15 protein-coding genes are annotated in these 21239 nt (G+C 69.6%); 4 read left to right on the forward strand and 11 right to left on the reverse strand.

Annotation, left to right across the window (positions count from 1 at the left end; all coding sequences use genetic code 11):
* Positions 1 to 11: 11 nt before the first annotated feature.
* The 8 genes from nikE to ACK3BB_RS18995 form a co-directional block, all read right to left on the reverse strand.
* Complete coding sequence (nikE, locus tag ACK3BB_RS18960; RefSeq protein ID WP_428926205.1) at positions 12 to 1700, reverse strand: nickel ABC transporter ATP-binding protein NikE; 1689 nt, start codon at positions 1698 to 1700, stop codon at positions 12 to 14.
* Positions 1701 to 2558 carry an ABC transporter permease gene (locus ACK3BB_RS18965; protein WP_428926206.1) on the reverse strand — a complete coding sequence of 286 codons (858 nt, stop codon included), beginning with the start codon at positions 2556 to 2558 and terminating at the stop codon, positions 1701 to 1703.
* Entirely contained in the window at positions 2555 to 3586 is a 1032-nt protein-coding gene (locus ACK3BB_RS18970) for an ABC transporter permease (protein WP_428926207.1), read from the reverse strand. Before ACK3BB_RS18970 ends, ACK3BB_RS18965 begins: the two co-directional genes overlap by 4 nt.
* A gap of 92 nt (positions 3587 to 3678) precedes the next feature.
* Entirely contained in the window at positions 3679 to 6279 is a 2601-nt protein-coding gene (locus ACK3BB_RS18975) for a response regulator transcription factor (RefSeq protein WP_428926208.1), read from the reverse strand.
* Positions 6280 to 6522: 243 nt separating this feature from the next.
* Positions 6523 to 7497 carry a glycosyltransferase family 4 protein gene (locus ACK3BB_RS18980; RefSeq protein ID WP_428926209.1) on the reverse strand — a complete coding sequence of 325 codons (975 nt, stop codon included), beginning with the start codon at positions 7495 to 7497 and terminating at the stop codon, positions 6523 to 6525.
* A 54-nt stretch (positions 7498 to 7551) separates the two neighbouring features.
* Positions 7552 to 8553, reverse strand: coding sequence for a glycosyltransferase family 2 protein (locus ACK3BB_RS18985; RefSeq protein ID WP_428926210.1), 1002 nt, complete (start codon positions 8551 to 8553; stop codon positions 7552 to 7554).
* 24 nt (positions 8554 to 8577) lie between these two features.
* Positions 8578 to 9492, reverse strand: coding sequence for a glycosyltransferase family 2 protein (locus ACK3BB_RS18990; protein WP_428926211.1), 915 nt, complete (start codon positions 9490 to 9492; stop codon positions 8578 to 8580).
* A gap of 3 nt (positions 9493 to 9495) precedes the next feature.
* A complete protein-coding gene (locus tag ACK3BB_RS18995) occupies positions 9496 to 10719 on the reverse strand; it encodes an oligosaccharide flippase family protein (RefSeq protein ID WP_428926212.1) in 1224 nt (407 codons plus the stop codon).
* A 273-nt stretch (positions 10720 to 10992) separates the two neighbouring features.
* On the opposite strand from ACK3BB_RS18995, the gene ACK3BB_RS19000 reads away from it, so the two are divergent.
* A complete protein-coding gene (locus tag ACK3BB_RS19000; protein WP_428926213.1) occupies positions 10993 to 12231 on the forward strand; it encodes a polysaccharide biosynthesis/export family protein in 1239 nt (412 codons plus the stop codon).
* Here the strand turns inward: ACK3BB_RS19000 and ACK3BB_RS19005 are convergent.
* The 3 genes from ACK3BB_RS19005 to ACK3BB_RS19015 all read right to left on the reverse strand — a co-directional run bounded on the left by ACK3BB_RS19005 (position 12215) and on the right by ACK3BB_RS19015 (position 16860).
* Positions 12215 to 14815: an ATP-binding protein gene (locus tag ACK3BB_RS19005; protein WP_428926214.1), complete on the reverse strand. Its 2601-nt coding sequence runs from the start codon at positions 14813 to 14815 to the stop codon at positions 12215 to 12217. The two genes, ACK3BB_RS19000 and ACK3BB_RS19005, sit on opposite strands and share 17 nt — an antisense overlap.
* A gap of 46 nt (positions 14816 to 14861) precedes the next feature.
* Entirely contained in the window at positions 14862 to 15380 is a 519-nt protein-coding gene (locus ACK3BB_RS19010) for a molybdopterin-dependent oxidoreductase (RefSeq protein ID WP_428926215.1), read from the reverse strand.
* A gap of 115 nt (positions 15381 to 15495) precedes the next feature.
* Positions 15496 to 16860 (reverse strand): WecB/TagA/CpsF family glycosyltransferase, encoded by a 1365-nt coding sequence (locus ACK3BB_RS19015; protein WP_428926216.1) that lies wholly within the window; start codon positions 16858 to 16860, stop codon positions 15496 to 15498.
* Positions 16861 to 17223: 363 nt separating this feature from the next.
* Between ACK3BB_RS19015 and ACK3BB_RS19020 the strand changes: the two genes are divergently transcribed.
* From ACK3BB_RS19020 to ACK3BB_RS19030, 3 genes are all read left to right on the forward strand, one after another.
* On the forward strand, positions 17224 to 17841 hold the full coding sequence (locus ACK3BB_RS19020) for a LuxR C-terminal-related transcriptional regulator (RefSeq protein ID WP_428926217.1): 618 nt from the start codon (positions 17224 to 17226) through the stop codon (positions 17839 to 17841).
* 572 nt (positions 17842 to 18413) lie between these two features.
* Positions 18414 to 19871 carry a GumC family protein gene (locus ACK3BB_RS19025; protein WP_428926218.1) on the forward strand — a complete coding sequence of 486 codons (1458 nt, stop codon included), beginning with the start codon at positions 18414 to 18416 and terminating at the stop codon, positions 19869 to 19871.
* A complete protein-coding gene (locus ACK3BB_RS19030; RefSeq protein WP_428926219.1) occupies positions 19868 to 21181 on the forward strand; it encodes an O-antigen ligase domain-containing protein in 1314 nt (437 codons plus the stop codon). Before ACK3BB_RS19025 ends, ACK3BB_RS19030 begins: the two co-directional genes overlap by 4 nt.
* Positions 21182 to 21239 lie beyond the last annotated feature (58 nt).

Consider the following 21239-nt stretch of genomic DNA (forward strand, 5'->3'; position numbering starts at 1 on the left):
TCTCTCCTTCGTCACGCATCCCGGCCTTCCGGCGCGGCCAAGGCCCCTGCCCCGGTCGGCACGAGGAATTTCGCGCGTTCTTCTTCGGTTACAGTCGGTTTCTGCGCCTGCTCGGCCTCGGTCAGGACCGGGATCGCCGAGATCAGCGCGCGGGTGTAGGGATGGCGGGTCTCGGCAAAGACCTGCGCCGGCGTGCCCTGTTCGACGATCCGGCCCTTGAGCATGATCGCAATGCGCGAGCAGAAATTCCGCATCAAGGACAGGTCATGCGAGATGATCACGTAGGTCAGCCCAAGGCTGTCGCGCAGCTCCAGCAGCAGGTCGATGACGGTCTTCTGCACCGACACGTCCAGCGCCGATGTGGGCTCGTCGAGGATGATCAGCCTTGGCTTGGCCGCCAGCGCCCGGGCAATGGCCACGCGCTGTTTCTGGCCACCCGACAGCTCATGCGGGTATTTCGACAGGAACGACACCGGCAGGCGCACCAGGGTCAGCAGTTCCTCCATCCGGGCCTGCCGGTCGCCGGGCGCCTCGGTATGGGCCAGCGGCACGGCCAGGGTCTGGGCCACGGTGCGCTTGGGGTTCAGCGAGGTGCCCGGGTTCTGGTAGACGATCTGGCTCAGCCGCCGGGCGCCCTCGGCCGGCGCGCCATCGACGGCCACGCTGCCCCGGGTCGGCTCCAGCAGGCCCATCATCATCCGGGCGACGGTCGTCTTGCCCGATCCGCTTTCCCCGGCCAGGCCAAAGATCTCGCCCTGGGCGACGTCGATGTTGATGTCGTCGACGGCCAGGTGGCCCGTGCCGCGGCCGAACATGCCGCGCTTGCCATAGACCTTCTGCACGTCCTTCAGCGACAGGATCGGGGCCATGTCGCTGACAGGCTGGTCGGTGACGCCCGGGCCATAGAGCGGCGGCACGGCGGCCATCAGGTCGCGCGTGTATTGATCCTGCGGCGCGTCAAAGACCTGGGCCAGCGGCCCCTGTTCCACGATCACCCCGTGGCGCATGACCAGCACCCGGTCGGCGGTCTGGCGCACGACGCCCAGGTTGTGGGTGATCATCAGCAGCGACAGGCCCTCTTCGTCGACCAGCCGGTTGATCAGGCGCAGGATCTCGTCCTGGGTCGTCACGTCCAGCGCCGTGCCCGGTTCATCCGCGATCAGCATCCGCGGCCGGTGCAACAGGGCCAGCGCGATCAGCACCCGCTGGCGCATGCCGCCCGACAGCTCGAACGGCCAGGCGTCATAGACCCGCTGCGCATCGGCCAGCTGGACCTTGCGCAGGGTGTCGAGGATGCGCGCCTTGCGCTCCCGCGCCGAGGACACCACGCCCCGCCGCCGGTCAGCATGGTACATCACGTCGTCCAGGTGCTGGCCGATGCGGAACACCGGGTTAAAGGACGACAGCGGGTCCTGCATGATGATGGAAAAGGCCGTGCCCTTGAGCTTTTCGCGCTCGGCCATGGATTGGCGGAACAGGTCCAGCCCGTCGAAGGCAATCGCGCCGCTGTCGACCGAGGCATTGCCCGGCAGAGTGCCCAGGATCGCCTTGGCCGTGACCGACTTGCCCGACCCGGTTTCCCCGATCAGCGCGACCCGTTCGCTCTTGCCCACGGAAAACGACACATCGTGCAGCACCTGGCGGGTCTGGCCGTAGCCCGAGAACGAGATGTTCAGGCCCTTGACGTCAAGCAATGCCATTTATGCCTCCACGTCGAACATGTCGCGCAGCCCGTCGCCCAGCAGGTTGAAGCCCAGCGTGGCGTAGAAGACGGCGAAACCGGGGGCGAGGACCTCCCACCATTTCTCGGGCAGGAACTGGCGGCCGTCGGCCACCATCGACCCAAGGTCGGGCGTGGGCGGTTTGACCCCGAAGCCCAGGAAGGACAGCGTCGCCCCGAAGAGGATGACAAAGGCCGCATCCAGCGTTGTCTTGACCGAGATCACGGCGATGCAATTGGGCAGGATTTCCCGGAAGAGGATGTGCACCGGCCCGGCGCCGGCCAGGCGGGCGGCCTCGATGAAATCCTCGCCGGCGACCGACACGGTGACGCGATAGACCAGCCGGGCGTGCCAGGTCCACCACAGCAGCGTGATGGCGAACATGGCGTTGACCAGGGTGGGTTCCAGCACGTTGCCGATGGCCAGCGCCATGACCAGCGGCGGCATGGCCAGCATGACATTGGTGAAGCCGGTGATGATCTTCTCGGCCCAGCCGCCGAAATAGCCCGCGCACATGCCCAGCACGGCGCCCACGGGGACCGAGATCACCAGCACGCCGAAGACCAGCATCAGCGAGACCCGGAAACCGAATATCGTGCGGGTGAAGATGTCGCGCCCGGCCTTGTCGGTGCCCATCCAGTTGGTCGCCGATGGCGGCGCGTGGCGGTTGCGGAAATCGACGACCGATCCGACATGTTCGGGGAACGGCGTGATCAGCGGGGCCAGGGCGGCCATGACCAGCACCGACAGCACGATCAGCGCGCCGATGATGGCGGCCGGATTGCGCGAAAAGCGGTACCAGCCCATGTAAGCGGCGGTCATCTGCGTATCGCTCATGCCTTTGCCCCCCGAAGCCGCAGGCGCGGGTCGATCAGGCTGAGCGCCAGGTCGACCAACAGGTTGGCAAAGATGAAGAACAGGCCCGAAATCAGAACGACGGCCATGAGCGCATTAAGGTCCTTTTGCAGGATCGCCGTCAGCCCGTATGAGGCAAAGCCGCCCCAGCCAAAGACCATTTCGACCACGAAGGCGTTGCCGATGAGCGAGGCGAACTCCAGCCCCATGATGGTCAGCGGCGCGATCGACGACAGTTTCAGCAGGTAACGAAAGACGACGACACGCTCGGGCACGCCGAAACTGCGCAGGGTCAGGACATGGTCCTTGCGCAGGTTCTCGATCATGGCCGAGCGGGTGATGCGGGTGATCTGGCCGATCCCGGCCATGGCCAGGGCCAGGGCGGGAAAGGCCAGGTGCTGGGCGGCATCGACAAAGACATCGAACCGGCCATGGGCCAGGCTGTCGATCAACAGCAGGCCGGTCGGCCCGTCGGGTGCGTTCAGCTTGTAATCGACCCGGCCCAGGATCGGCCAGTTCGGAAAGAACGTGCCGGCCAGCAATTGCAGGCCCACGGCGAACAGGAACGACGGGATCGTCACGCCGAACAGCGAAAAGAACCGCCCGGCATTGTCGATCCAGCGGTCGCGGTAACGGGCGGTCAGCACGCCCAGGGGCACCGAGATCACGAAGACCAGCACGACGGTGACCAGCACCAGCTCCAGCGTGGCGGGCAGGAATTCGGCAATGTCGTCGGTGACGGGCCGGTTGGTCACCAGCGACTGGCCCAGGTCGCCGCGCAGGGCGTTGCCCATGTAGCGCCCGTACTGGACGATGATCGGCTGATCCAACCCCATCTCGGCCTGCAGTTCAGCCACCTGTTCGGCCGTGGCCGACGGCCCCAGCGCCATGCGGGCGGGATCGCCCGGCACCACGCGGGCCAGCACGAAGATCATCAGCGACAGCACGAAAAGGACCAGTAGAACCGCCCCCGTGCGCCTCAGGATGCCTTCGATGATCTGTCGTCCCATTCCGTGACCTCCGTTCTTCGGCCCATCATGGCGGGGCGCCGGGCGGCCGCTCAAGCCGCAGAACGGATAGGTTTTGCCCGGATAGGGATAGGTTATCTGATCCAGCCCAGGGCCCGGGCGGCCTGGACCGCCTCGGCCCGGCGGTGGCAGCCGAGCTTGGCGTAGAGATTCTTGAGGTGGAACTTGACCGTCGGTTCCGACACGCCCAGCTGGCGGGCGATGATCTTGTTCGACGCGCCTTCGGTCAGCAGCATCAGCACTTTCAGCTCCTGCCGGGTCAGATGCGCCCGGGCGGCCTCGGTCCCCGGGATCACCCGGCTTTTCTCCAGCCGGCGCATGACCGACCGGGCCGGGCCGACGGCCGTGAGATAGGCCGCCGTCGCCGCATCGCGCCACATCTCGGTCAGAAAGACCTGCTCCTCGGCCAGCACCGACAGCGCGCCGTTGCGCGCCACGGCATCGAACACCCCGCGCAACAGGGCGCGCATCTGCGACAGTTCGCGGGACTGGCGGGCGACATGGGCCCGCCAGATGTCCAGGGCGATGCGCTGGCGCCCGGTCAGCCGGTCATTGGCCGCCATCTGGTCCAGCTTGCGCCCGAGGTAGGGCAGGCCCGGCCGGTCATGGACGATCTGGCGCAGCCAGCACAGGGCCAGCTGGATGTCGTCGCGGGTGGCCAGCCGGGCAAACTCGGCATCGGCGCTTTCAACCCAGACCCGGTCGATCCGCGCCTGCACCGGGCTCAGCGTGCGCGCGGCCTCGCCCCAGCGGCCGGCATTCTGCAGGACCTGGGCCTTGCGCAGATCGAGCAGCACGCGGAACTGGCGGTTCATCGCCAGCCGCACCCACCAGCGGTCGACATAAGCCAGCGCCGCGCCGGTCGACACCTGTTCGGCAAAGGCCTGGCTGCCGAACAGCACGGCCAGCTCGACCAGGGTGGGCCAGGTCTCGCCCCCGGCAAACCCGTCGAGATCCTCGTCGAGGAAGGCCAGGATCGGCTGGGGGTCGCCATCCTCGTGGCGCACCACGGCTTCGACCAGGCGCAGGATGCGCCAGTCGGACGGGCTGTCGAATTGCAACCGGTCCAGCCAGATCCGGGCATCGTGCAATTCCGGCGCGGCCGCCCCGCTTTCCCCGCGCAACAGCCGCATCACCGCCCGGTGCAGGGCGATGTAGAACCGCAGCAGCGGCGCCCGGCCGCGTTCATAGGATTGCGCCGCGCGCAGGGCGACATCCTCGGCCTCGGCATAGCGGCGCTGGCGCAGGAAGATTTCCAGCAGGGCGTTGTAGACCGTTCCGCGCGGCAGGTGGGCATCGAGCGGCAGCCGGGCCAGCACGTCGAGCAGGGTCTCGATCGTGGCATCCGGCACGGTGATGTCCTCGTAGATCATCAGCGCGACGCGAAAGACCTGCGCGCGCCTCGGCAGGGCGGATGCGGGCGAAAAGGCCCGGGCCAGTTCCAGTTCCGCCGCGCCGAAGCGATCGGCCATCAAGCGGCGGGCCAGCCCGGTCTCGCCGGCCTTCAGGGCCAGCAGGGCGCGGGCCAGAACCAGCTCGGTATCGGTGTCGAGCAGGTCGCGGGGCATGGCGTCGATCAGGGCGGCGAAATCGCCCGGGGCCACGGCATAGAACAGGTACCACCCGCCCGATTGGCGAAACAGGCGCAGGGCCTCGTTCGGTGCGCCAGCCTGCAACAGCCGGTGCACCATGCGCAGGGCCAGCCCCGGACGCGGCGGCAGGATGGAGTCGGTGCCGCCCAGGGGCGTCGGACCATCGGCCAGCAGCCGCGCGCCCAGGGCGGTTTCCAGCGCCTCGGGAAGAAGGGCGCGGAACTGCGTGTCGCCCGGCAGGCGCAGGGGCGGGATCAGCGCGGCCAGCTCCCCGCCCTCGCCGGTCTGACCGGCCGAATCCAGCAGCGCGGCCAGCAGGCTTTCGGCCGGCAGGGCCGACAGCACGTCGCGGGCCAGGAAGGCGGCCAGGTCGGCCGCATCGCCCTGCCCCGCCCCGCCGGCCATCAGCGGCCAGCCGGCCGACCGGGCATGGGCCTCGGCCGGCAGCTCGTCGGGGCCGAACAGCAGGTCATCGGCCGGAATGTCGAAGAGCCGGCCGTAAAGCCGCAGCCGGGCCAGGCCGGGCGGCTCCTGGCCGGGCCGGCAGAGGATGACCAACCGCCCGGGCATGTCCAGATCGAGCGGGTCGAGCGCGGCGGCGCTGGTGGTGACCGGAGGGGCATTGGCGTCGTCGGCGGGAGGGACTGGACCGCCGGAGGTGGCCCGTGCGCTCGCGGCGGCAGTATCGACAGGGACACCGGCGGCGGCCGTCGCTGGGGCGCCAAGGGCGACCGGGACGCCGGCGGCGGCGGGGGGGCCTGGCGGACCGGCTGCGGCGGGGGTGTCTGGTGCACCCGCGGCTGCGGGGTTGACGGCATCATCCGGGGCACCGGGCAGGCCGAGGGAACCCGGAACCCCGGGCGCAATGTCGCGAATGTGCCAGCCGCCGCCGTCGAATGCACCGGGACGCCCCGGCACCGGGTGGGCCGAGACGGCGGCGGCCAGCTGTTCGGCCAGGACGGTCTTGCCAAAGCCCGCGGGGGCCACCAGCAGCGTCACCGGCCGGACATCCGAACGGATCCGCGCGATCAGCGCGGTCCGGTGGATCAACGGGGCGGGCAGGATGGCAGGCGGGGCGGACATGGTCCCTGGGTGTTTCCTTCGAACGGTGCCGGCCTGCCCCGTGTGGTCCTGTTGGCCTTCCCCGGGCCGGGCCGTGCTGACCCCCGGCACTTATCACGTGCCTGGGTGGTTGCACATGCCCGGCCCCGTCCGTGCGGGGCCCGTCCCAAGGCCCCACGGCAAGGCCCGTCCCAAAGGCCCTGATCCGGGAAGGTCACATGGTCGGCCGGGGCAAGATGCCCGGCCCGACCGGTCGTGTCGTGGTCAGGCCGCCGGGGCCAGCCCGTCGAGCAGCTGGCGCCAGCCGCCGATGGTCCGCGTCTCGGCGGTTTCGCGGTCCAGCCGCGGGGCCTGCGGCGGGCGGGTCACCAGGTTGGACAGCGCGCGGGTCCAGCGCGGCTCGGTGAACTCGGGCACCCGGCGAGCGCCGTCGGCCTCGTGCCCGGCCAGCCCGTCGGCGCCCGAAACCAGCAGCGGCCGGCCGCCGGCCAGGGCCTCGGTGGCCACCAGGCCAAAGGGCTCCCAGCGCGAAGGCATGACCACGGCATCGCTGCAGGCCAGCGCGGTTTCCGGCGGGGTATGGCCGTGGAACCGGATGCGCCGGTCGCTGCCGGCCAGGGCCTGCAGGGCGGCCCGCTCGGGCCCGTCCCCGAAGATCTCGAGGGTCACGTCGCGGAAGGGCAGCGCGCGGAAGGCCTGGATCAGCAGGTCAAAGCCCTTCTGGGTGTCCAGCCGCCCGATTGCCCCGATCCGGCGGACCTGGGCGCCCGGGGCGACCAGCTCGGCCAGCGGCGCCAGCGCGACACAGGGCGGGATGACCGTCAGCCGGTCGGCCGGCACCAGGTTCGAACGGGTCATCCAGGCGGCCTGGGGCGCGCTGACGGCGACAACCTTGTCGAACAGGGCATAACCGGTGCGCAGCATGGCCCGGAACCGGCGGCGGCGGGTGACGTTGATCGCGGCAAAGCCTTCGCAATAGCTGTGCTCGACATGGATCAGCGGCGTGCCGGGATACAGCGCGCGCAGGCCGAACAGGCCGGGCAGCCCGCGCCACGACAGGGTCAGGTGCGACACGATCACGTCGGCCTTGATGCCCGACCGGGCGGCCCGGGTGCGCGGCACCGGCAGGATCTCGTGGCGGGCGATGGCTGCCATGCCCGGATGGCTGGCGATGAAATCGAGGTAGCGGGTGACCCCGCCGGGGTTCTGGTCGTCGATGAGGTGAACGATCTTGAGCATGTCGAATACTCCTGGAAACTGGTTAACCGGCCGGCCCCTGCCGGCGGTGGAAGGTCAGGCGGTGCGGCGATCGGTGTCGGCGTCGCTGTCGGTATCGCGGCCCAGCAGCCGGAACAGGGCGTCGGCCCCGATCACGGCCAGCAGCAGCGTGGCGGCCACGGTCGTCGCGGTCTTGACCGGCTCTTCGACGGCCGGGCGCCACGAGGCGGCAAAGGTCGCGCGCAGGTGCCGCAGGGCCTGGGCCCCGTCGCCCGAGCTGACCGCCCGGCGGGCGAGATAGCGGTACTGATACGCCCGGGCCGCGCCGGCGTGGCGGGCGAAGAAGGCCGGGGCGATGGGCGTCAGCTTGTCCACCATGCGTTCCCAGGCGGCCAGCTGCTTGAGCGTCGCCGCCGACAGGCCGCCGGTCACGATGCGATAGCGGGTCAGGTCGCCGGGGATGCCCTCGATCTCCCAATCGGTGGTCAGGGCAAAGCGCAGCCAGCATTCGATGTCCTCGGACTGGCGGAAGGTTTCGTCGAACCACCAGGTCCGGGCCTCCGGCCCGTCGGGCTGAAAGGCGATGCTGTCCAGCGCGGCGCGGCGGATCACCGGGGCCGAGCCGTTGCCGATGGGGTTGCGGCGAAAGACATGGGCGGCGGTGATGCCGGCCAGGCGGGGCGATTGCGACAGGCCCATGGGCTGGCTGTCGGCCGAGATCATCTCGGAGCCGGAATAGCTGATGCCGACGGTCGGGCGCTCGGCCAGGTGACGGACATGGGCGGCCAGCTTGCCCGGGCGCCAGAGGTCGTCGGCATCGCAGAAGCCGATGACCTGGCCACGGGCCTCGGCGATGCCGGTGTTGCGGGCACCGGCCAGGCCGCGGTTGGCCTGGCGCACCACGCGGATGCGCGGATCGGGATGGGCCTCGGCCATGGCGGCGGTGTCGTCGAAGGAACCGTCATCGACGACGATGATCTCGAAATCGGCAAAGGTCTGGGCGCTGAGGCTGTCCAGCGTTTCGATCAGCGTGGCGGTGACGTTGTAGGCGGGAACGACGATCGAGGCGAAGGGCATGGGGACTACTCCGGGTCGACGGGATCAGCAGGCAAAGAGCGACCGGCGCAGGGCGTCGGGCAGCATCGGGGCGGCCAGCGCGCCGGCCAGGGTCAGCGCACCGCGGCGCATGTCCGAGAACCAGCCGCGCGGGCTTTGCAGGCAGCCCTTCAGGGCCAGCGACAGGGCTTCGGACGGCGGCGCGCCGATGCGCAGGGCGCGACGGGCGAGGTAGCGCAGGTAGATGGCCTCTTCCCAGGGGCGCACGTCGAAACCGTAGCGCGCGGCGCTTTGCAGGGCGGCCCGGCGGCCTTCGCGCAGGGCGGCCAGGTCCGACGACAGGCCGCTGACCGAGGTGCGGTAATCGACCAGCACGCGGTTGATCCCGGCAACCCGGTGGCCATCGCCGACGGTGCGGATCAGCCAGTCGAGATCCTCGTTCTGCACCAGCGTTTCGTCGAACCCGCCGGTGGCCATGAAGACATCGCGGCGCACGGTGAGATTGGACAGGGTGCAGACCGGATTTTCGCCCAGCAGCATCGGCAGGGTCAGGTCGCCATCGACCGGGGCCGAGACCGACCGCGCCCGGGTGCCGTCGAAGAAGGCGATGCGGGCATAGGTGGCGCCGACCTCCGGGTCCGAGAACAGCCGGGTCATGCAGGTCAGCTTTTCCGGGCGCCACAGGTCATCGGCATCGAGAAAGGCCAGGATTTCGCCCCGGGCGGCGGCGGCCCCGGCGTTGCGGGCGGCCGAGGGGCCCTTGCCGTCGTGGGTGACCAGGCGGATGCGGGCATCGTCCTCGGCGGCCTCGGCGATCAGGGCGGCGGTGCCATCGGTCGAACCGTCGTCGATGACCAGGGCTTCCCAGTCGCCGCAGGTCTGGGCAACGAGGCTGCGCAGCGTGTCGGCCAGCGTGGCTTCGGCATTGTAGCAGGGCAGGATGATCGAGAAACGGGGCATGGATCAGGCAACCTTTGCAGCAAGCGTGGGACGGAAGGCCGGGGCAAGCGCGGGAAGCGCGGCGCCGACCTGGATGAGCGTGGCGAGCACGAGATAGCCCAGGGCGATGGCTTCCAGCCCGTAGGGCGCGGCCAGGGCGGTGTTGGCGATCAGGGCCAGGGTCAGGGCCAGGGTGACGACGAATTCGACATGCGGCCGGTCATGGGCCCGCAGCCACTGGGCGGCGTTGGACCAGATCACCCCGGGGATGGCGGCCAGGCACAGCAGCGAGACAACGCCCGAGATGTCCTGCCAGCCGGCCCCGAAGAGGATCGGCACATAGACCGGGGCCAGCGCGGCCTGCAGGGCGACCAGCGGGGCGATGACACCGACGCTGAGCTTGAGGGCATGGCGCAGGGCACCGGCGCGGTCGGTGGCGGCGCACAGATGCGGGAACAGGGCGACCGACACGGCCTGCGAGAACGAGGTGGCCAGGCCCAGGCCGGCGTTGAAGGCCATGAAGTAGAGGCCCAGGGCCTCGGCGCCGAGCAGCGCGCCGATGACCAGTTTGTCGGCCTGCAGGCGCAGGGCGCGGACGATCTCGACACCCAGCACGGCCGACCCGTAGCGCAGGAAGGGGCGCACCGGGGCCGGGGCGACATCGCGGCGCGGCGTCCAGGGGTGCAGGCGGCGCATGGCGATCAGCCAGATCGGCGCGGTGGCCAGGCGCGGCAGGACAAGGGCCAGCGGGCTGGGGAAGACAAAGGCCAGCGCGGCCGACAGCAGGTTGGCAGCAACCACCTGGCCCCCGGCAATGGCCGCCGTCTCGCGCAGCTTGCCGGCGCGCATGGCCAGCGCGGCCTGAACGAGACCCGCGGGCATGAAGAGGTATTCGCCGGCCAGGACCAGGATCAGCCAGAACATGACCGGGCTGCCGGTGACGGCCCAGATGATCGCCCCGGCGGCAACCTGCAGGGCAAAGAGGCCCAGGCACCAGGCGTTGAAGATCCGGCGGGCGGTGCGGCAGGTGGCCTCCAGCTCGGCGGCCGGGGCCTGGATGATGCGCTGGCCGACGCCGTTTTCGGTCAGGGCCTTGACGATGTCACCGGCGGCGATGGCCGCGGCGGCGATGCCGATGGCCTCGGCCTCCATGCAGCGCGCCACGGCCACGACCACCAGCAGCCGCGAGGCCTTGGCGGCGGCCTCGGAGAGGCAGTAGGCCATGAGGTGGCGGGTGAAGGGCGGCATCGTCGGGGCTCCTGGTCGGGGTGAGGCGGGTCGGGTTGGCGTTTGGGGGCGGTGCGGGGTCTGGTGCGTGTCTCTTTCGGGCGGCGGTGTCCGCCGCGTTGACCAATGATTACCCGCGGGCGTTCGTCCCGTCCCTTCTCCGGGGGGAGATCGCACCGGCGCGAGTGGCTGACCCCCTATCCAAAGGGGGTATCCGCCGGTTGGTTCGATCAGCGTTTTGAATGGCGGCGCAGATGGTTATACAAAGGGACGGACACCAGCCGGAGACCCGCGATGAAGCTGCCCCGACGCCCCTGCCTGGCCTCTGCGCTTGCGCTTCTGGCCCTTGCCGGCTGTACGTCGACACGCCATGCCAACAACCTGGAGCCGGTGGCCGTGGGCGACGGATACCAGGCGCAGTACCGGGACTTCGATGCAACCGACGATCAATCCTACCTGCGGGCCAAGACGCTGAACGCCCGCGAGTGCCGGCCCCCGGCCGGCGGGGCGGGCGACGGCAGCGGCGGCAAGGCCGCCTCGGTTGGCCGGGTGCCCTCGGCGCTGGCCGGCGACATGCTCAGCCGGGGCGACCTGGTGCGCCTGCGCATGGTCGACGACGTGGAATTCAGCGGCGATTACGTGATTTCCCGCGATGGCACGCTCAAGCTGCCCTATCTCGCGCCGATCCCGGCGCAGGGCCGGTCGACCGCCGCCGTGGGCCAGGACCTGCGCGCGGCGCTGGTGGCCGGGGATTTCTACCTCGACCCGCCGGAACTGTCGGTGCTGGTCATGGATTACGCCGCCGCCCGGGTGGCCGTGTCGGGCGCCGTGTTCGACCCCCAGGCCATGGATATCGGCGGCGTGCCCGGCGACGAGGTCGACAGCCTGCGCCAGGCCGCGCTCGGCGCCTCGACCGAGGCGCGCAACCTGTCCGTTGCCCTGCGCGCGGCCGGGGGCGTGCGCCCCGATGCCGACCTGTCGGCCGTGCGCATCACCCGCGACGGCACGCAATACACCCTGGACCTGCGCGGCATCATCACCGGCCATGATGCCGGCGATGTCATGCTGATCACCGGCGACGAGGTCTACGTGCCCTCGCGCCAGTGTTTCCAGGACGACCTGATGGTGCCCAGCCCGATCAGCCCGCCGGGCGTGTCGCTCTACCTGTCCAACCTGACCCAGCCGGCCACGGCCAATGCCCAGTCGGCCATCGGCCAGACCGTGCGTGAAGTGCCCTATGGCTCGCGCTACATGCAGGCCGTGGTCGACAGCAACTGCGTCGGCGGCGCCCGGGCGACCAGCGCCAGCCGCTCGGCCGCCCTGTTCTCACGCAACCCGATGACCGACGTGTCCGTCGTGATGGAACGGTCGGTCGAGGAAATGCGCGCGCGGGGCGACCGCGACGATTACGACCCCTACCTGCTGCCCGGCGATGCCATCGCCTGCTACGACAGCACGGTGACCAATATCTCCGAGGTCGCCCGGGTGCTGGGCCTGGTCGGGGCGGCGGTGGCGATCAGCACGCTTCAGTGAAGGCGTCGGCGATGTAATCCTCGATCGCCTTGCGGCTTTCGTGCCAGAGCGGCCCCAGCGCGGCCAGGTCGGCCGGCGTCGGCTGGTCGCCCAGCTTGATCGTGGTTTCCACCCGGGCCAGCGCCAGGCGCATCGATTCCGCCCCGAAGGCCCCGCAGGAACCGGCGCATTTGTGGGCCACGGCCTTCAGGTCGGGATCGTCGGGCTCGGCCTCGGTCAGCGACAGCAGCTCTTCGCCCGTCTCGTCCAGGAACCGGCCCACCAGCTTTTCGACCTCGGCCGCCGGCACGCGCGACACCAGCATGCGCAGCACGCCGTCATCCAGCAACCGGCCTTCGCGTTTGGGCGCGGCCGGGGCCGGCGCATCCTCGGCGCGACCGCCATCGACCAGTTCGCGAATCGTGCGCAGCAGCAGGTCGCGGTCCACCGGTTTCGACAGGCAGGCGGCCATGCCGATCCGCTGGAACCGCTCGCGTTCTTCCGGCAGGGCATGGGCGGTCAGGGCCACGATCGGCACGTCGGCCGACGCCTGCCCGCCGCCACGGATCGTTTCGGTGGCCTGGGTGCCGTCCATCACCGGCATCGAGATATCCATCAGGATCAGGTCGAACCGGCGCAGGGCCGCGCAATTCACGCCCTCGCGCCCGTTCACCGCCTCGACGACCACGTGGCCCGCCGCTTCGAGCATTTCGCGCACGATGAACCGGTTGACCTCGTTGTCCTCGACCAGGAGGATTTCGTGGGCCCTGGCCGGCGCGGCCGGCGCCACATCGGTCGCATCGGACGTCTCCGAAGCCTCGGCCTGCGGCGCGTCGGCCGGCGCCAGCGGCACCCGGATCCAGAACATGCTGCCCTCGCCCGGCTCGCTCTCGGCGCCCAGCTCGCCCCCCATCAGCGTTGTCAGGCGGCGCGAGATGCCCAGGCCCAGCCCGGTGCCCTCGGCCTCGCGGGCGTAAGAGCTGTCCAGCGTCTCGAAATCGAGGAAGATCCGCTCCAGGTCCTCTTCGGCAATGCCGATGCCATTGTCGATGACCCGTAGCTCGACCTGGTCGCCGGCCAGGCATTCGCCTTCGATCTCGACCACCCCGTTGCGCGTGAACTTGACCGCGTTGCCGACCAGGTTCAGCAGGACCTGCCGCAACCGCCGGGCATCGCCCATCACGTGATCCGGCTGCGGGCCGACCCATTGCCAGTCGAGGCTGTTGCCATAGCTGCGCGCCACCGGCCGGGCGGTCTCGACCACGCCGTTCAGCAGGCGGTCGAGCTCGAAAGGCGCGTTCTCGGCCTTCATCTTGCCGGATTCGTACTTGGACAGGTCCAGCACGTCGTTGACCAGCCCCAGCAGCAACTGGCCGGAATCGCGCATGCGCGTCAGCAGGTCGGACTGGCGTTCGGTCAGCTGGTGGTCGTTCATCAGCTGGATCGTGCCCAGCAGCCCGTTGAGCGGCGTGCGCATCTCGTGGCTCATCACCGCCAGGAATTCCGACTTGGCCCGTTCGCCGGCCAGCGCCTGGTCACGCGCCGCGCGCAGCTCTTCCTCGGCCCGGACCCGGCGCGAGATGTCGCGGATATGGGCCACGTAGATCGGCTGGTCGGCCTCGGCCCGGTCGATGGCGAATTCGGCCGGGAAGTCGTGGCCGTCACGGCCCCGCAGGACAATTTCGAAATGGCGCTCGTCGGCTTGCGGCCGGCGGCGCTGCTCGGCAAAGGCCAGCTCGTTCTGGCGGGCGCGGTGCTGGTCCTCGGCGGGCACCAGCAGCTCGATCGCGTTGCGGCCCCGGGCCTCGGCGCGGGTATGGCCAAAGATCCGTTCGGCCGCCGGGTTGAATTCGCGGATCGTGCCGACCTCGTCGGTCACCACGATGGCATGGGGCGAGGTCTGCACGATGGTGCGCATCCGCGTGCCGGCCGTCTCGACCATGTCGGCCCGGCGCTCGGACAGCCGGTGCAGGCGGAAATGCGACACGGCAAAGAGCGCCAGCGCGGCAAAGATCACCACAAGCACGACGGCCAGCCAGGCCATCAGGCCCAAAAGGCTCTGGCGGCGCATGTCGGACAGTTCGGCAAAGCCGATCAGGGCAGCCAGCGAAAAGGCCCGCACGTCGTCGCGCGCGGCCTGGGCGGTGGCCGAGATGTCCGGCAGCGCGGCGCGCAGCGTGTCGTCGGACCCGTCGATCAGCGGCACGGTGTCGTCCAGGAAGGCCCGGACCCGGTCGCGCGGGCCGTCAAACCCGGGCGTGCCGCGCATGGAGCGAAAGACCGGGCCCCGCTCGATCGTCGAGATCCGGCTGTAGAACACGTCAAAGCCCCGGCGCATCTCCATCAGCGCCTCGGGGCTGCCCCCGGTGCGTTCGGCCTCGTCCAGGGCCAGCTGGAAGCGCAGGAATTCGACCTGGGCCTGTGACAGGCTCCATTGCAGGTTGTCCGAATTGGCCGACGACATCCCGTCGATCTGCTTGAGCACGGACAGGGCCATCCAGCCCACCAGCCCGACACACAACACCAGGGCCGCCACCGCGGCCCCGGTCGTTCCCTTGAAAATCGGTCGGCGACGACGCGCCGGCCGGTGGTCTTGAACGTCCATCAGCAGGTCCAGTTGCCCGGGGGCTTCGGTCCCCCGCAGGACCACCTTACTCTCCGACAACGATCCGGTCGAGTTGCCAGATGCTGCGCGAGTAGATCACTTCGGATCGGTACTCGGCATCGGAATCATAGGGATAGACGATCCAAAGAGGGCCCTTGTCACGCACCGACATGGGCGCGCCGTTGCGGGCATAGGCCAGCATGGGCCCCTCGCCCGACCAATCCTCGAAAGGAATGTCGACGGCGTAATCGTTGATCGCCGTGGCATGGATCGTGACCTCGTCGGCCGCGACCACGTCCAGCAGCGCCGCCAGCGGCACGCCGGTAAAGGTCTGGGGCCCCTCGGTCCAGATGGTCGTCGTCTCGATGGTGCGCGCCGGCAGCGCCTCGAGCATCTCGCGGTCGAACTGGGCGGTACCGCCGGCATTGGTAACCGCGATGTCGCCCGACACGGTCAGCATGACGGTGCCGGTCGGCGTGGCCAGGTCCTCGGCCAGGACCGCGGCCGGTGCGGCGACAAGGCAGGCGCAAATCGCCACGCCTGCGAGCGTAGAAGACAAGTGCATTTTATCGATTCCTGTTGTCACACGTGTTGATCATGACATTTCGGGGGGTGTCCGGGCAGACGGCCGCCCGGACACCCCCCTATCCTTTCGGATAGGTTTTGACCCCTGATCGGCGTCAATACGCTCCCCGGCCGCTGACCACGGCCCGGGCGGTGAGGGCCAGCAGCATCAGGTTCAGCCCCATCGAGCGCGAGCGGATATAGGCCAGGTCCATGTCGATCATCTGGTCAAAGCCGATCTCGGCACGGCCCGAGACCTGCCAGATGCCGGTCAGCCCGGGCTTGACGGCCAGCCGGCCGAGGGCGCGGGCGGGATAGGCCGCAACCTCCTTGGGCAGCGCCGGGCGCGGGCCGACGACCGACATCTCGCCGCGCAGCACGTTGATCAGCTGGGGCAGCTCGTCGATGGACCAGCGGCGCAGCAGCCGGCCGACGCGGGTGACGCGCGGATCCTGGCGGGCCTTGAAACAGATGCCCTCGCGGTCCGACATGGCCTCGATCGCGGCGCGGCTGGCCTCGGCGTCCTGCGCCATCGAGCGGAACTTGAACATGGTGAAGGGCGTGCCGTCCTTGCCGATCCGCGTCTGGCGGAAGAAGACCGGGCCGGCGCTGTCGGCGCGCACGGCCAGGGCGACCACGGCCAGCAGCGGCGACAGGGCCAGCAGCGTGCCCCCGGCCACGGCCAGGTCAAGCCCGCGCTGCAGGACGGACCGGCGGTCGATGCCAGCCAGGGCCGACAGGCCGGCGCGGGCCAGGAAGCGCGGGTTGCCCATGACATAGCGCCGGGCCATGCGGCGCGGCTCGATCGCCAGGCGCCAGATCCATTCGCAACGCGCCTTGCGCACCCGTTCCGGCGCCCGGGCGACCCGGCCGGCCAGGAAATCGAACAGCGCGCCGACACCCATGGTCAGCCGCGGCGCCAGCCGGGCCTCGTTGCGGGCCAGCCAGCTGTCCTGGAAGGGCACGCCAAGCGCGACCAGCAGGATATCGGCGCCCGAGGCGTTGATCTGGTCGATGGCCGCGTCCTCGTCGGCCATGCCGTCGAACCCGTCGCGGGTGCCGGCGATGCGCAGCCCGGGGATGCGGCGGCAAAGGCCAAGCGCGGCGCCTTCGGCCACACCGGTCCGGCCCCCCAGCAGAAAGACGCTCTGGCCCCGGCGCGCGGCCCGCTCCAGCAGGGCCGGGACGAAATCGGTGCCGTTGAGGTTCTCGGTCAGGCGCTGGCCCCGGAACCGCGCGGCCAGCTCGATGCCGATGCCGTCGGGCAGGACCATGTCGGCGCTGGCCAGGGCATCGCCATAGGCCCGGTCACCGGCGGCGACATTGCTGCAATGGGCGTTCATGAAGGCCACCCGGGCGCGGTGGCCGGGGGTCAGCAGGGTGTCGATCACCTGCGCGGCGGTTGCATCGACAAGGTTGACGCCCATGACCGGCAGGCGCGGCAGGGTGTCGGGCGAGGCGATGGCAAGAGCGAGGGTCATGTCGGCAACTCCTTTGCGAGAACTCTGAACTTGCCGTCGAGATTGCCCGTTAACCTTCCTTTGCATCAGCTGTGCCGGGGGATAGCCCGGGGCCCCGCGCGCAGCATCCCCTGCCCGGCCGAACAGGGTTTGCGCGCCCCGTCCGGTGGCCCCCTTCCCCACCGGAAGGTAGCCACGTCACCCGGCCGGCTATTGACACCTACCCTTCGGTATATGTTTCCTTTACCGATGTTTCTCCTGACGCCCCCTTCGCCTTCGGCTATGACCAATGGTACGGTTTGAAAGCAAAAATTGCGGCGCCGGGTGTGTAATGGGTATAATGGTTCACCGAGGAGCGGAACTTTGACAGGACAGGCCGATGCAATGCGCATCCTGATAGCGGACGATCATTCCCTGCTGCGCGATACGCTGCAGGTCTTCCTGGATGGCGAGGGCAGTTTCGAGACGATCACCGTCGCCAGCTATGCCGAAGCCGAGACGCTGGTGGCCGAAGGCCCGGCCTTCGACCTGGTGCTGCTGGATTACACCATGCCCGGGATGAACGGCCTGGACGGGCTGAAGCTGATGCTGTCGCGCGACAATGCCAAGCGCGTGGCGCTGATCTCGGGCACGGCCAGCCGCGACATCGCCGACGAGGCGCTGGCCACCGGGGCGGCGGGTTTCCTGCCCAAGACCCTGTCGGCCAAGTCGGTGGTCAATGCCGTGCGCTTCATGGCCATGGGCGAACAATATGCCCCTCTGGAATTCATGCGCGCCGAGGAAGACGAGACGCCCGACCATCCGCTGGCCGAACGGCTGTCGCGGCGCGAGCTGCAGGTGCTGGAATGCCTGACCCAGGGCAAGTCCAACAAGGAAATCGCCCGCGAGCTGGATATCCGCGAGCCGACGGTCAAGCTGCATGTCAAGAAACTGTACCGCAAGATCAATGCCAACAACCGCACCCAGGCGGCGATGATCGCCAAGGAAGCCGGTCTGTTCTGATCCCGGCCCCGCGCAGGGGCCGCGCCTCCCCGGCCCGCATGGGTGCATGGCGCGGGATCGTCCTCGCGGATCTGCTGGTCGACACTGCCCCCGGCCCGCATCGGCGCATGGTTAACGCCCTTCAAGGTTAACACCCCCCCGGTGGCGTGGCCCCTGGACCCGTGACACCCACCTCCGCGGCGCCCGTCCTGGCCCCGTTGCACTCGCCCGAGCCCGGCGGCGCCGGCCCAGGCCCCGTAGCGCCCGCCCCAGGCCCGTGGTTCCCCCCGACCAATCGCGTCCGCGCTAGACCCGCGGCCCCCACGCTGAGCCTTTTGCACCCGCGCTGGACCCGTGGCCCCACCCTGGGCCTATTGCGCCCGCACTAGGCCCATGCCCCCTAGCCTCTTGCATTCGTTAACCAAATTTCGCCCTGTCCAAGGCGGTTTTCGCAGGATCAACCGGCACATTCGGTCCAGGCATACCCCTTTCGGACAGGGGGTCCTCCGGGCAGGCAGGCCCCCACATCCCGGCGCGCATGGTGCCCGGCACAGCGTTAACAGGTATTTCCTTGACGGAAAGGAGATGCCCCCATGCCTCGCCAGACCCAAGACGCCCGCAAGCCCCGACTGAGCCTGTCGCGCATCCTGCGCGGGGGCAATGTCGGCGACCGCAGCCGCCTGCCCCGTTACCTGCTGCTGGCCAGCGCCGGCGCGGTGGCGATCTGGGCGCCGATCACCGGCTATCTCTCCAAGGCCCCGCTGACCTACCGGTCCGACATGTCGCTGATCCTGCCCGGATCGGGCGCCTCGGCCTCGGTCAACCTCGACAGCATCGGCCAGGCCTCGTCTTATGCCAACTCGGCCTTTGCCTCGAACGCGGTCAGCCCGACCGAAACCTACAAGCGCCTGATGGCCGCCGAGCGCATCCTGGACGCCGCGGCCGACAGCATGGGCATCGACCCCGAAGATTTCGGCAAGCCCCGGGTCGAGCTGGTCGACCAGACCGGGCTGATCCATGTCTCGCTGACCGGCCCTTCGGCCGACGAGGCCCAGGCTCGGCTAAACGCCCTGCGCGCGGCCTTCTTCGGCGAGATCGAGGCCCTGCGGTCGGACGAGATCAACACCCGCGAGCTCGGCGCCGGCGCGGCGATCGACGAATATCGCCAGTCGGTGACCGAAACCCGGGCCGAGATCACCCGCCTGCAGGAAGAGACCGGCCTGATCTCGCCCGAGCAATACGACGCCCTCGTGGCCGAAACCGATGCCCTGGCCCGGCGCGTCGATGATGCCGCCGCCGACCTGGCCGAGCAGACCGAAGCCGTGGCCGCGCTGGAACGCGCCCTGGGCCTGACGCCCGAGTTGGCGGCTGCAACGCTGAAACTGCATGCCGATACCGAATTCGCGGCCCTGGCCGAAGAGATGTCGGACGCCGCGGCCAAGCTGTCGCAGGCGCGCGGCCTCTATGGTCCGCGTCATCCCAAGGTGCAGGCTGCCGAGGCCGGCCATGACAGCGCCCGTGGCGAAACCCGCGCCCGCGCCCGCCTGCTGACCCGGCTGGGCGATGGCGCGCTCGACCTTCTTGACCTCAGCCATGTCGGCGACCGCGCCGCGTTGCTCAGCGAGTTGGTCGAGCTGGAAACGGCCCGCGCCGGGCTCGCGGCCGAACATGCAGCCCTGGCCGCCCGCCTGGCCCAGGCCCGCACCGATCGTGCCGCGCTCATCGCCCCGGCGGCCCGGCTGGAAGACCTGCAACGCGACTTTGCCGTTGCCGAGGCGGTCTTTGCCTCGGCCATGGCGCGGACGCAGTCCAGCAAGGCGGATCTCTTTGCCTCCTATCCGCTGGTCCAGGTGCTGGAAGATCCCTCGATGCCCGAAGACCCGGCCTCGCCCCGGCGCAAGCTGGCTGTGGCCGCCGGCGGGGCCGCGACGATGTTTCTGTTCTTCGGCATGTTCCTGGGCTGGATGCGGCGCCCGATGATCGACTGGCTGCTGGCCGCGCCTGCGTCCACCCCGGCACCGGCCTATGCCTCCATGGTTCCGGCGGAATGAGCGCGCCCTTCGCCACCCGGTCGCCCGCCGAGGCGCTGGTCCTGACCACGCTGCGCTGGACCTGGCCCTTCTACGGCCTCGGCGCGCTTTACGTGGTCGGGCCGGTGCTGGCCTGGGTGCTGGGCGGCCTGGCGCTGCTGTCGCTCTTTCTCGGCCCGGCCATCCGCGAAGACCTGCGGGCCCGCGGGCCGATCCCGCCGGTGGTCTGGGCCTGGATCCTGGGCATGGCGGTCATGCTGGTCGCGCTCTGGGCCGGGCACCTGGATTGGAACCTCGGCATGATCAAGACGATCAAGTCGTCGATCGGCTGGGCCAAGGGCTGGGCCCTGCTGGCGCTGTTTCCCCTGGCCGGGGCAATCCTGCCGATCCGGCGCAGCGTGCTGGTGCGTGGCCAATGCATCATCGGGCTGTGGACCCTGGCACTGACGCCGATCCTCTTTGCAGCGCCCTATATAGGCCTGCCCGAACGCATCTTCACTTCGCCGCTGCGGGCCATCGGCGGGCCGGGGCCCGAGTATTTCTCGGTCTATTTCTTCACTTGGGATCCGGCCAGCTGGACCCCGCGGTGGCAATTCTATGCGCCTTGGTCGCCCTTTGCCGCGCTGCTGGGCGTGCTGCAGGTCTGCTTTGCCCTGGAAGAACCCGAGAAGCGCTGGCGTTACATCGGCATCGCGGCCGGGGTGGTCATGATCGTGCTGTCGAAATCGCGCATGGGCATGGTCGGGTTGGTGGCCTGCACGCTGGGGCCGCGGATGATGCCGCTGGTGCTGCGGGTCTGGGCCTGGATGGCCCTCGCCGGGCTCACGGCTTCGCTGGCGGTGATCGGCACGGCGGTGGTCTCGGCGCTGAACGACGCGGTGTCGGCTTTCAAGGGCGCGCGGGCGGATTCGACCCGGGTGCGCGAGACGCTTCAACGGATCGCCGGTGAGCGCTGGCAGAACGAGGCCTTCTGGTTCGGTCACGGCACCGTTCAACCGGGCGCGCATATTGTCGAATACATGCCGATCGGGTCGCATCACACCTGGTGGGGGCTGCTTTTCGTCAAGGGACTGGTGGGCATGCTGGCGCTGCTGGTGCCGATGGTCTGGCAGACTGGGCTGGCTCTCTTCGATGCTGCGCGCGGACCGCGCGGGCGGCTGCCCCTGTCGGTCATGATGACGCTGGTCCTGCTGTCCTTCGGCGAGAACATCGAGATCGAAGCCTACATGCTTTGGCCCGGACTGATGGTTCTGGGCATCCATGCAGCGGAGTTGCAGGCGGAAGCCAGGCAACGCCGCGCAACCGGGACGGCCGCCGCCATGGCGGCCTGACGGAGGGGCAACCCGTGGCACCTTCACCCCCATCCCACAGCCACGGGTTGCCCTTTCT

It is taken from the genome of Marinibacterium sp. SX1 (assembly GCF_050389775.1).
Lineage (GTDB): Bacteria > Pseudomonadota > Alphaproteobacteria > Rhodobacterales > Rhodobacteraceae > Marinibacterium.